We start from the raw sequence: 11,567 nt of genomic DNA on the forward strand, positions 1-11,567 counted from the left end.
GACTGGTTCCGGACGACGTTCGCGGTGCGCGCTGCCGACTTCTCAGCGTCTCACCGAGTGCGGAGGCCGTCCAGCGCGACCGTGAGCACATCCCGGGCGAGGGCGTCGGCGTCTTCCGCGCCGCCCGGCCGGTACCACTCGACGAGCGAGTTGACCATGCCGAAGAGCAGTCGGGTCGCGACCGAGGCGTCGACGTCTGGGCGGACGGCGCCGTCCTCCTGCGCGGCCCGGACGATGCCGGTGACCTCCTGGTCGAAGGCGCGGCGGCGTTCGAGTGCCCGCCGTTCGACCTCGCTGTTGCCCCGCACCCTCAGCAGCAGCGTCACGGACGGCAAGTGCGCGGCGAGCACGCGCACGGCACCCTGCAGCACGGCGGCGAGGCGCTCCCCCGGGACGACGGTGCGCGTGTCGGTGAGCACGCCCTCGAGGCCGTCGAGCGCTTCGCCCAGCGCGGTCTCGAGGATCTCCTCCTTGGAGGAGAAGTGGTGGTAGAGCGCCGCCTTCGACAGTCCCAGCCGGGTCGCGAGCGCGGCGACCGAGGTGGCGTCGTAGCCGGACTCGTTGAAGACGGCGACGGCGGCGTCGAGCAGTCCGCGCCGATCGAACCCGGGGCGCCCGCGCCGCGCCGCGCCGTTCTCCGTCTGACTCACAGCCCCAGTCTGGCAGTCGCCCGCTGTTCCCGTGGCAGCTGTCGTGGGTTCGGGGCCGCTGAAGCCGCAGCAACTGCCACGGGAGCGGAGCAGGCGTCAGGCGAAGTCCTCGAAGATCAGCGTGGTCCGCGTCGAGCGGATCGAGGGGATCGCCTGGATGTCCTCGAGCACGATGCGCCGCAGATCTCGCGCGTCGTTGGCACGCACGAGGAGGATCACGTCGAAGTCTCCGCCGACGAGTGCCATGTGCTCGATCTCGGGGATCCTGCGCAGCCGATCCCGCACGTCCTGCCAGGTCGCCTGTTCGATCGCGAGGGTCACATAGGCGCTCGCATGGTGCCCCAGAAGCACCGGATCGGTGCGCACCGAGTAGCCGGTGATGACCCCGGCATCCGTGAGTCGCTTGATGCGGGCGTGCGCGCCGGCGCGGGAGATGTGCACGGCCTCCGCGATCGCCGTCATCGATGAGCGGGCGTCGCGCCGGAGCTCGTCGAGGATCGCGCGGTCGGTGTCGTCCAGCGTCGTCATGGGAACCCCCTCGTTCGTCGTCGACATTCTGACACTTCGATCTCGAATACGGCAATCCGACACGGTTCGTCCAGCATTCACCGCTGTCTCTTGGATGACTGTCACCGACGAGGCATGCTTGCCCCATCGAGTTCGGCAAGGAGGGCGGACGGATGCTGCACACGGAGATGCTCCCGCGAGACACCGCGGTACGACTGATCGACGAGAACGGCGAGCGCGTCATCGACGAGCACTACGCCCTTCCCGACACCGACACCCTGCTCCGCGCGTACCGGGGGCTCGTCGAAGGACGACGCATCAACGACCAGGCCGGCGCCCTGGTGCGTCAGGGCCGCCTCGCGGTCTACCCGTCATCGCACGGACAGGAGGCGTGCCAGGTCGGCGCCTCGCTGGTCCTCGGTGAGTCCGACTGGCTGTTCCCGACCTACCGCGACTCGGTCGCCGTCATCTCCCGCGGCGTCGAGCCGGCGGACGCGATGGTGCTCCTCAAGGGCGACTGGCACTCGGGCTACGACGTGCGCGCCCATCGGGTCGCTCCCCAGGCCACGCCCCTCGCCACGCAACTGCTGCATGCCGTCGGCTTCGCGCAGGCGGCGAAGCACCGCGGCGAGGACACGGTCGTGCTCGCGCTCTGCGGCGACGGGGCCACGAGCGAGGGCGATTTCCACGAGGCGATGAACTTCGCGGCGGTCTTCCACGTCCCCGTCGTGTTCTTCGTGCAGAACAACGAGTTCGCGATCTCGGTGCCGCTGTCCCGCCAGACGGCCGCGCCCTCGCTCGCACACAAGGCGATCGGGTACGGCATGCCGGGGCAGCGGGTCGACGGCAATGACGTGGCCGCCGTCCTCGCCGTGCTCGGCGAGGCTGTCGATCGCGCACGTACCGGCGGCGGACCCTCGCTGATCGAAGCGCACACCTACCGGATGCAGGCGCACACCAACGCCGACGACGACACGCGCTACCGCGAGCGCGACGAGGTGCAGGCGTGGATCGCCCGCGACCCCCTGCTCCGCCTGCGCGCGCATCTGACCGAGACGGGCGTGCTCGACGCGGAGGCCGAGGAGCGCTTCGCCGCCGGCGCCGAGGAGATCGCCGCCGCGATGCGCACGGCACTGAACACCGATGCCGACCTCGACCCCGAAGACCTCTTCCGGTTCGTGACCGATACCCGCTCGCCGCAGCTCGAGGAGCAGTGGCAGCTGCTGCGCGGCGAGATCGAACGATCGCAGCTCGCCGAGACGGAAAGCGCACACACCGGAGGTGCTCGATGACCATCGCCCCTGACGACGTGGACACCCGGACCGGTTCACCGGCTCGGGAGGTGGCGACCATGAGCATGGCCGCCGCGCTCAACCGGGCACTGGCGGACGCGATCGAGGCCGACCCGGATGTGGTCGTCTTCGGTGAGGACGTCGGCGCGCTCGGCGGCGTCTTCCGCATCACCGACGGGCTCACCGCCCGGTACGGCGAGGAACGCTGCTTCGACACCCCGCTCGCGGAATCGGGCATCGTCGGCACCGCCGTCGGCATGGCCATGAACGGCATGCGCCCGGTCGTCGAGCTGCAGTTCGACGCGTTCGCTCTCCCGGCCTTCGAGCAGGTGGTCAGTCACGTCGCGAAGCTCGGCAACCGCACCCGCGGGGGCATGCGGATGCCGCTGGTGATCCGCATCCCGTTCGGCGGCGGCATCGGCGGGGTCGAGCACCACTGCGATTCCTCCGAGGCCTACTACGCGCACACCCCGGGCCTCACCGTGGTCAGCCCCTCGACTCCCCAGGACGCGTACTCGCTGCTCCGCGCGGCCATCGCCTCGCCCGACCCGGTCGTCTTCCTCGAGCCGAAGAAGCTGTACTGGAGCAAGGGCGAGGTCGACACGTCGATCACGGCCGAGATCGGATCGGCCCGCATCGCGCGGGACGGCACCGACGTCACACTGCTGGCCTACGGCGCCGCGGTGCCGCTCGCGATGGAGGCCGCTGAAGCGGCAGCATCCGAGGGTCGCAGCGTGCAGGTGGTCGACGTGCGATCGCTCTCCCCGTTCGACGACGCGACCGTGACGGCCGCGGTGAAGTCCACCGGCCGGGCCGTCGTGATCGCGGAGGCTCCGGGCTACGCCTCCGTGGCCTCTGAGATCCAGGCGCGGGTGTTCGAGCGCTGCTTCGAGTTCCTCGAGGCGCCGGTGCGTCGCGTCACCGGCTTCGACGTGCCGTATGCCCCGCCGAAGCTCGAGCACTGGTATCTGCCCGACGTCGACCGCGTCCTCGACGCCATCGACACGCTGCACTGGGACGAGGAAGCATGAGCACGCCCACCGTGGGCACCGCGCAGGTGTTCCGACTTCCCGATCTCGGCGAGGGGCTGACCGAGGCAGGTCTCGTGCAGTGGCTCGTCGCCGTGGGCGACACCATCACGACCGATCAGCCGATCGCCGAGGTGGAGACCGCGAAGAGCATCGTCGAGCTCCCCTCGCCGTTCGCGGGTGTCGTGACCGCCCTGCACGGCACGGCCGGCGACACGATCGACGTCGGCTCTCCCGTGCTGGAGGTGGCGGATGCCGCGGCTGGCGCCGCTTCCGAACCCACCCCCGGCCCCACCTCCGGAGGTGCCGTGGAGCAGGAGGCCTACCGGGAGGAGGAGCGCGCCGGTTCGGGCAACGTGCTCATCGGCTACGGCACCAACGAGCGCGCAGCATCCGGGCGCCGCCGCCCCGCCGTCACCCCCGCGAAGCGCGGAGACTCGGCCGTCTCCCGGACGATCTCGCCCGCATCGCCCGAGCACGAGCCGATCGTCCGAGAAGCGGATGCCGGTCACCGCCGCCCGGTCGCCGTCCGCTCCCCACTGGTGCGGCGTCTGGCCCGCGACCTCGGTCTCGACGTGCACGCGATCACCGCGACCGGAGCCGACGGCGCCGTGACTCGCGCCGACGTGCTGCGCGCGGCGGTCGACAACGCCGTGGACGGCGCCGCCGCGCACCACACAGCCGCGAACACCACATCGAACGCTGCGTCGATCGGCGATGGCACCGGCGAGACCGTCGACGGGCTCGCGGTGCGCGCCCGCGAGCGGATGTCGCCGCTGCGCAAGGCTGTCAGCGCCAAGCTCACGCGCAGCCGGTCCGAGATCCCGGAGGCGACGGTCTGGGTCGACGTCGACGCGACCGCGCTGTGGAACCTCCGCGCCGAGATGGCACCCGAGGGAGTCAAGCCGCCGTCGATCACCGCCCTCCTCGCCCGCTTCGTACTCCTCGCCCTCGAGGACTACCCGATCCTCGCCTCGCGCCTGAGCGAGGATGCCGGTGAGCTGATCTCCTTCGACGGCGTGAACCTCGGCGTCGCGGCCGACACCGAGCGTGGGCTGATGGTCCCGGTGATCCCGGGTGCGCACACCCTCAGCGTGGAGCAGCTCGACAGCGCGTTGCGCGAAGTCGCGGCATCCGCCCGGTCGGGATCGATGCCGCCCGAGCGACTCCGCGGATCGACGTTCACCCTGAACAACTACGGCGGGCTCGGGGTGGACGGCTCCGCGGCGATCATCAACCACCCGGACGTCGCGATCCTCGGCATCGGCCGGATCATCGAGCGCCCCTGGGTCGTGGAGGGCGAGATCGTCGTCCGACGCATCGCCCAGCTCTCCCTGGTCTTCGACCACCGGGTCTGCGACGGAGGATACGCGGCCGGGTTCCTGCGTCGCGTGACCGAGCTCATCGAGCATCCGCTGCGCGCTTTCGGGAGGGTCTGATGGCGGAGGCGTTCCTCGTCGGCGGCGTCCGCACGCCGGTCGGTCGCTATGGCGGAGCACTCGCGGGCGTGCGCCCCGACGACCTCGCAGCCCTCGTGGTCCGCGAGGCGATCGCACGAACCGGCCTCCCGGACGACGCGATCGACGAGGTCATCCTCGGCGCGGCCAACCAGGCCGGCGAGGACAACCGCAACGTGGCGCGGATGGCGGTGCTCCTGTCGGGGCTCCCGGACAGCATCCCCGGGATCACGGTGAACCGGTTGTGCGCCTCGGGGATGTCGGCGATCGCGATGGCGGCGCAGGCGATCCGCGCGGGCGATGCCGACATCATGGTGGCGGGCGGCGTCGAGTCGATGACCCGCGCACCGTGGGTGCAGGCCAAGCCCGAGCGCGCGTGGGCGAAGCCCGGCGAGGCGTTCGACACCTCGATCGGCTGGCGCTTCGCCAATCCGCGGCTCACCGCTCGCGACAAGGCGACGTTCTCGATGCCGGAGACGGCCGAGGAGGTCGCCCGCCGCGAGGGCATCACCCGCGCCGACGCCGATGCGTTCGCCCTGCGCAGCCAGCAGCGTGCGGTCGCCGCGATCGACGCCGGACGGTTCGCCGCCGAGATCGTCGCGGTCCCGACGCGCGCCGGTGATGTCACGACGGACGAGGGCCCCCGACGGGACACCAGCCTGGAGGCCCTCGCCGGGCTCCGGCCGGTCGTCGCCGGCGGCGAGGTCGTCACCGCGGGCAACTCCAGCTCGCTCAACGATGGCTCGTCCGCGATCATCGTCGCGACTGCCGACGCCGTCCGACGGTACGGACTCGTGCCCCGGGCACGCATCGTCGCGGCGACGTCGGCGGGCCTGGCCCCCGAGATCATGGGCCTCGGGCCGGTGCCCGCGACCGAGAAGGCGCTCCAGCGCGCCGGTCTCGGCATCGCCGACATCGGGGCCGTCGAGCTGAACGAGGCCTTCGCGACGCAGTCGCTCGCGTCGATGCGTCGGCTCGGGATCGACCCGGAGCTCGTGAACCGCGACGGGGGCGCGATCGCCCTCGGACACCCGCTGGGATCGAGCGGATCCCGGCTCGTCGTCACCCTGCTGGGGCGCATGGAGCGCGAAGGCGTCGAACGCGGTCTCGCCACGATGTGCGTCGGTGTGGGACAGGGCGCCGCGATGATCGTGGAGCGGATCTCATGACAGTGCGGGTCGAGGAGCGAGCCGACCGGGTCGTCGCGACCCTGGATCGTCCGGAGAAGCGCAACGCCATCGATCAGGAGACCATCGACGCCCTGCACGACCTGTGCGCGCTGCTCGAGGAGAACCCGCGCACGCTCATCCTGACCGGCGCAACAGGTGTCTTCGCGGCCGGCGCCGACATCGCGCAGCTTCGGGAGCGCACGGCCGACGACGCGCGCCGAGGCATCAACGCGACCGCGTTCATCCGCGTCCGCGAACTGCCAATGCCGGTGATCGCGGCGATCGACGGATATGCGCTGGGCGGCGGCGCCGAGCTCGCCTATGCCGCCGACATCCGTATCGGCACCCCCGCGCTGCGGATCGGGAACCCCGAGACCGGGCTGGGGATCATGGCCGCGGCCGGAGCCGCCTGGCGTCTGCCCGAGATCGTCGGCGAGGCCAGGGCGAGTGAGCTCCTGCTCACCGGTCGCACGCTCGACGCCGACGAAGCCCTCGCCTGGGGGCTGGTCTCCGCACTGCACCACCCCGACGACCTGCTCACCGCGGCGCACGCCATCGCCGACCGGATCGCGGCGAACGACCCGCTCGCCACCCAGCACACCAAGCGGGCCCTGCGAACGCCGCGGGCCGGACACCCTGCGATCGAGCTCGAGCTGCAGGCCGAGCTGTTCGAGTCGCCGGAGAAGCACCGCCGGATGACGGCTTTCCTCGAGAGGCGGGCCGCGCGATGAACCCGACAGCAGAATCACCGGCGCGCGTCGGCGTCCTCGGCGGTGGGCGCATGGGCGCCGGGATCGCGCACGCCTTCCTGCTCGCGGGCGCCAGGGTGAGCGTGGTCGAGCGGGACGAGCCGAGCGCTCTCGCCGCAGCGGAGCGCATCGGCGACAGCATCCGTCGCTCCGTCGAGCGCGACCCGACTCTGGATGCCGGCGAACTGCGCGACCGCGTCGACTCCGGCACCGAGGTCGCGGTGTTCCGCGACTGCGACCTCATCATCGAGGCCGTGCCGGAGGACCGCAGGCTGAAGGACGACGCACTGCAGCGGGCAGAGGCGGCGATGCGCAGCGATGCGATCCTCGCGACCAACACCTCGTCGATCTCGATCGACGACCTCGCCCTCGGCCGGCAGCGCCCAGGCGCGTTCCTGGGGCTGCACTTCTTCAATCCCGTTCCGGCATCGGCGCTGGTCGAGATCGTCCGCGGTTCGACGACCGACGACGACGTCGTCGAGCGGGCCGCGGGGTGGGTCGACGCCCTCGGCAAGACGCCGATCGTCGTGAAGGACTCCCCCGGCTTCGCCTCATCGCGCCTCGGCGTGATGCTCGGTCTCGAGGCGATCCGGATGCTGGAGGAGGGCGTCGCGAGCGCCGCCGACATCGACGCGGCGATGACGCTCGGCTACCGGCATCCGACCGGTCCGCTGCGCACGACCGACATCGTCGGCCTCGACGTGCGGCTCGGCATCGCCGAAGAGCTGGCGGCTGCACTCGGCCCACGATTCGAACCACCCGCGCTGCTGCGCGCGATGGTCGCCGACGGAAAGCTCGGCCGCAAGAGCGGCGAAGGCTTCTACACCTGGAATGAGGAGACGCCATGACCGAGTACCTTCCGAGCTACGTCGAGGGATCCTGGTGGACCCCGGCCCTTCGACAGGCTCAGGGACCAATCACGGGCACCGAGGTGCGCGACGCGTCGACCGGCGAGGTCGTGACCCGGGTGAGCACCGACGGGCTCGATCTGGCCGCCGCGCTCGAGCACGCTCGCACGGTCGGGCAGGCCAGCCTGGGTGCGCTCACGTTCCACCAGCGCGCCGTGCTGCTGAAGAAGTTCGCGCTCGCTCTGACCGAGCGCAAGGAGGAGCTCTACGCTTTGTCCGCGCGGACCGGGGCGACGAAGACCGACTCCTGGGTGGACATCGACGGCGGCATCGGCGTGCTGTTCTCCTACTCCGGCAAGGGTCGCCGCGAGCTGCCGAACAGCAGGGTGCATGTCGACGGGCCGGTGGAGCCGCTCTCGAAGGACGGCTCGTTCCTGGGTCGGCACATCCACACGACGCTTCCCGGCGTGGCCGTGCAGATCAATGCCTTCAACTTCCCGGTGTGGGGGTCGCTCGAGAAGCTGGCCCCGGCCTTCCTCGCGGGCATGCCGACGCTCGTCAAGCCGGCGACGCCGACCGGCTACCTCGCCGAGGCGATGGTGCGGATCCTCGTCGAGTCGGGCCTTCTGCCGGATGGTTCGCTGCAGCTCGTCAGCGGCAGCGTTCCGACGCTGTTCGATCACCTGCGGCTCGGCGACATCGTCGGCTTCACCGGCAGCGCCTCGACGGCCGAGAGCCTGAAGGCCCACCCCGCGGTACAGACGGGCGGGGTGCGGTTCACCGCCGAGACCGACTCGATCAACGCCTCCGTGCTCGGCACGGACGCCGTGCAGGGCACGCCCGAGTTCGATGCCTACGTGCGCCAACTCGTGACGGAGATGACGACGAAGGCAGGCCAGAAGTGCACGGCGATCCGACGGGCCATCGTGCCAGCTGGATCGGCGGATGCTGTGATCGATGCGGTCCGCGTGCGGATCGCCGACAAGACGGTGCTGGGCGACCCGCGCGTCGAAGGCGTCACGATGGGGCCGCTGGCCTCCACCGCGCAGCGCGACGAGGTGCTCCGACAGGTCGGCAGGCTGCAGGATGCCGGTGGACGCATCGTCGTCGGATCGACCGACGCCCCCGAGGTGAGACGCGCCGACGGCAGCACGGGCGCGGTGGTGGACGGTGCGTTCGTCTCCCCCATCCTGCTGCGCTTCGACGACTCGCAGACCGAGGCTGCGCACGAGGTCGAGGCCTTCGGGCCGGTGTCGTCGCTGCTGACCTACGACACGATCGCCGAGGCCGCGGAGCTCGTGGGCCGCGGCGGCGGATCGCTGGTCACGAGCATCGCGACGCACGATCCGGTGCAGGCCGTCGACCTCGCCACCCGCATCGCCCCGTTCAACGGACGCATGCTGCTGCTCGACCGCGACGACTCCCGCTCCTCGACGGGGCACGGTTCCCCGCTCCCGAACCTCGTGCACGGTGGTCCCGGCCGTGCGGGTGGCGGCGAGGAGCTCGGCGGCATCCGTGCCGTGCTCCACCACATGCAGCGCACGGCCGTGCAGGGTTCGCCCGAGATGCTGACCGCTCTCACCGGCGTGTGGCATGCGGGCTCGGCGGCGCGGAGCGAGGGGCGGCATCCGTTCCGCAAGGCGCTCTCCGAGCTGCGCATCGGCGACCAGGTCGTGTCGGCGTCGCGCGAGGTGACGCTCGCCGACATCGAGACCTTCGCGCACTTCACCGGCGACACGTTCTATGCGCACATGGACGAGGAGGCCGCCGCCGCGAACCCGTTCTTCCCCGGGCGCGTCGCGCACGGCTACCTGCTCGTGTCCTGGGCGGCCGGGCTCTTCGTCGACCCCGAGCCCGGACCTGTGCTCGCGAACTCCGGCCTGGAGAACCTGCGCTTCGTCACCCCGGTGTCGCCGGGCGACGAGATCCGCGTCGAGCTCACCGCGAAGCAGATCACCCCGCGCGAGACCGACGAGTACGGCGAGGTGCGCTGGGACGCCGTCATCCGGAACCAGGACGATGAGATCGTCGCGACCTACGACGTGCTGACCCTCGTCAGCAAGGAACCGGCTGCGGTAGCGGTCCCGGCATGAGGGAGATGATGCGGCGCGATGCCGCGTCGGCCGCGCTCGGCATGGTCGTCGACCTCGACGAACCCGGCCGTTCCGTCGTGTCGATGCTGGTGCGGGACGACATGCTCAACGGCTTCGCCATCACGCACGGGGGCCTCGTGTTCGCGCTCGCGGACACGGCCTTCGCCCTCGCCTGCAATGAAGACGAACGCGTCACCGTCGCGGCGGGAGCGGACATCACGTTCCTGAAGTCGACGCACGCCGGACAGACCCTCACCGCGACGGCGATCCGACGCGTACGCTCCGGACGCACCGGTCTCTACGACGTCACGGTGACGGATGACATGGGGGACGTCGTCGCGGAGTTCCGCGGCCGCTCCGTCACGACGAACCGGCGCTAGACCGGCTCAGCCCTCCCCGACGAAGACATACTCCCGGCGAAGCGTTCCGTCTTCCGCGGTGATGCCGATGATGCTCGCCCCCTCCTCCGAGACCTCCCGGTCGGAGTGGAAGATCAGAAGGCGCCCGTCCCGGGTGGAGACCTCGTACTGATGGATTCCGGCCGAAACGATGCGCACGGACGTGCCCTCCGGGAACGCGGTCATCGCGCTCGACACCGGGTCGCCCACACCGACGTCCCCGGCACGGGGAAGAACGGAGCCGTCGGCCGGCGCGTCTCCGTACAGAGCGATGCTCCCGGCTCGGATCGCCGAGACGACGGTGGCCTCCTCCTTCGGCACGACCGAGAGTCGGGCGTTCCCGTCCGGGCTGACCAGCTGCCACTCGCCGAGCCCACCCTCGGGCTTCTCGACCTCGGCGCCGGGCGCCGCGGCGGCGACCGTCTCGATCTCCGCGCCGAGTTGCAGCGGGCCCACCCCGTCGAAACCGATCTGCCATTGGTTCCAGGGCGCGCTCGCGTCGACCTCGACCTCTTCGCGCTCGACAGGAGGATTCGCCGTGAGCTCGTCGACGAGTCGGTCGGCAGCATCCTGTGCGCGATCGGCCAACAGCTGCGCTGCCGCCGCCGTGTCGAGCGCCGGCTCTCCTTCGAAGGGGTGCCAGAACTCGACCAGCACATTCCCCACCGAAGCCACTCCGTAGTAGAAGCGGGTGTCTTCGCCGGTGTTCGAGCCGAAGTCGAGCACGAGTGCGCCTGCGATGGCGCGCACCCCCTCACCCTCGTCGATCACGGTGCTCGTGTAGGAGGACGCATGGCCGTCCAGAGTGAACTGCTCACATCCCGCTGCAGCCTCCGCGTAGTCGTCCATCCGGTTCTGAGCCTGCGTCTCATCGGCGAACTGGAGGACGTGGAACGATCCTCCCCGCTGGATGTCCGCGGCGTCCCCCGGCCACGTGATCGAGCGCGCGCCGATCGACCCCAGCGACGCCTCGGTGAGAAAGAGGACGCAGAGTTCCGGAGCCACCTGCGTGCCGAATCCGTCCGAGATCTGTACCAGCGACGCCGACGGCTCGCCGACGTCGGTGACACCCGGGATCGTGGCTGTGATCTCGTCCGCGGTGGGCAGGAACCAGTCCAGTTCGGCTCCGAAGAACTGCAGCGGTCCTGCGTACGGCTCCGGCGCCGGGGTCTGCGGTGCCGCGGACGAGGTCTCGGTCGGGGTCGGTTCGGGTTCCGGCGCGCAGGCGGACAGAGCGAGAAGCGACCCGACGGCGACGACGCCGATCACGGTCGTGGTGAGTGAACGCAGACGTGACATCGTGCCCTCCGGTGATGAACGTTCGTCGCGGAGCGACGCCCCTGAGCTGAGCGTAGAGCCCGCTCGCCCAGAGCAAA

11 protein-coding genes are annotated in these 11,567 nt (G+C 70.8%); 8 read left to right on the forward strand and 3 right to left on the reverse strand.

The window, feature by feature from the left end:
* Positions 1–50 precede the first annotated feature (50 nt).
* Both QFZ21_RS05835 and QFZ21_RS05840 read right to left on the reverse strand, forming a co-directional pair.
* Positions 51–650 (reverse strand): TetR/AcrR family transcriptional regulator, encoded by a 600-nt coding sequence (locus tag QFZ21_RS05835; protein WP_307375374.1) that lies wholly within the window; start codon positions 648–650, stop codon positions 51–53.
* Between the two features lie 96 nt (positions 651–746).
* Positions 747–1,178 carry an Lrp/AsnC family transcriptional regulator gene (locus QFZ21_RS05840; protein ID WP_307375377.1) on the reverse strand — a complete coding sequence of 144 codons (432 nt, stop codon included), beginning with the start codon at positions 1,176–1,178 and terminating at the stop codon, positions 747–749.
* 152 nt (positions 1,179–1,330) lie between these two features.
* Between QFZ21_RS05840 and pdhA the strand changes: the two genes are divergently transcribed.
* The 8 genes from pdhA to paaI are packed head-to-tail and all read left to right on the forward strand — an operon-like array spanning position 1,331 to position 10,173.
* Entirely contained in the window at positions 1,331–2,449 is a 1,119-nt protein-coding gene (gene pdhA / locus QFZ21_RS05845) for a pyruvate dehydrogenase (acetyl-transferring) E1 component subunit alpha (RefSeq protein WP_307375379.1), read from the forward strand.
* A complete protein-coding gene (locus tag QFZ21_RS05850; protein ID WP_307375382.1) occupies positions 2,446–3,480 on the forward strand; it encodes an alpha-ketoacid dehydrogenase subunit beta in 1,035 nt (344 codons plus the stop codon). The genes pdhA and QFZ21_RS05850 overlap by 4 nt, the downstream gene beginning before the upstream one ends.
* Complete coding sequence (locus tag QFZ21_RS05855; RefSeq protein WP_307375384.1) at positions 3,477–4,916, forward strand: dihydrolipoamide acetyltransferase family protein; 1,440 nt, start codon at positions 3,477–3,479, stop codon at positions 4,914–4,916. The genes QFZ21_RS05850 and QFZ21_RS05855 overlap by 4 nt, the downstream gene beginning before the upstream one ends.
* The gene (locus QFZ21_RS05860) at positions 4,916–6,103 is read left to right on the forward strand and encodes an acetyl-CoA C-acyltransferase (protein ID WP_307375386.1); all 1,188 of its coding nucleotides are present in this window, start codon (positions 4,916–4,918) and stop codon (positions 6,101–6,103) included. The genes QFZ21_RS05855 and QFZ21_RS05860 overlap by 1 nt, the downstream gene beginning before the upstream one ends.
* Complete coding sequence (locus QFZ21_RS05865; RefSeq protein ID WP_307375388.1) at positions 6,100–6,834, forward strand: enoyl-CoA hydratase/isomerase family protein; 735 nt, start codon at positions 6,100–6,102, stop codon at positions 6,832–6,834. Before QFZ21_RS05860 ends, QFZ21_RS05865 begins: the two co-directional genes overlap by 4 nt.
* Positions 6,831–7,700: a 3-hydroxyacyl-CoA dehydrogenase family protein gene (locus QFZ21_RS05870; protein WP_307375391.1), complete on the forward strand. Its 870-nt coding sequence runs from the start codon at positions 6,831–6,833 to the stop codon at positions 7,698–7,700. Before QFZ21_RS05865 ends, QFZ21_RS05870 begins: the two co-directional genes overlap by 4 nt.
* Complete coding sequence (paaZ, locus tag QFZ21_RS05875) at positions 7,697–9,793, forward strand: phenylacetic acid degradation bifunctional protein PaaZ (protein WP_307375393.1); 2,097 nt, start codon at positions 7,697–7,699, stop codon at positions 9,791–9,793. Before QFZ21_RS05870 ends, paaZ begins: the two co-directional genes overlap by 4 nt.
* On the forward strand, positions 9,790–10,173 hold the full coding sequence (paaI, locus tag QFZ21_RS05880; RefSeq protein WP_307375394.1) for a hydroxyphenylacetyl-CoA thioesterase PaaI: 384 nt from the start codon (positions 9,790–9,792) through the stop codon (positions 10,171–10,173). Before paaZ ends, paaI begins: the two co-directional genes overlap by 4 nt.
* Before the next feature lie 6 nt (positions 10,174–10,179).
* Here the strand turns inward: paaI and QFZ21_RS05885 are convergent, their stop codons facing one another.
* A complete protein-coding gene (locus QFZ21_RS05885) occupies positions 10,180–11,490 on the reverse strand; it encodes a hypothetical protein (RefSeq protein WP_307375397.1) in 1,311 nt (436 codons plus the stop codon).
* Positions 11,491–11,567: the final 77 nt, after the last annotated feature.

It is taken from the genome of Microbacterium sp. W4I20 (assembly GCF_030816505.1).
In the GTDB taxonomy this organism is placed as follows: Bacteria; Actinomycetota; Actinomycetes; order Actinomycetales; family Microbacteriaceae; genus Microbacterium.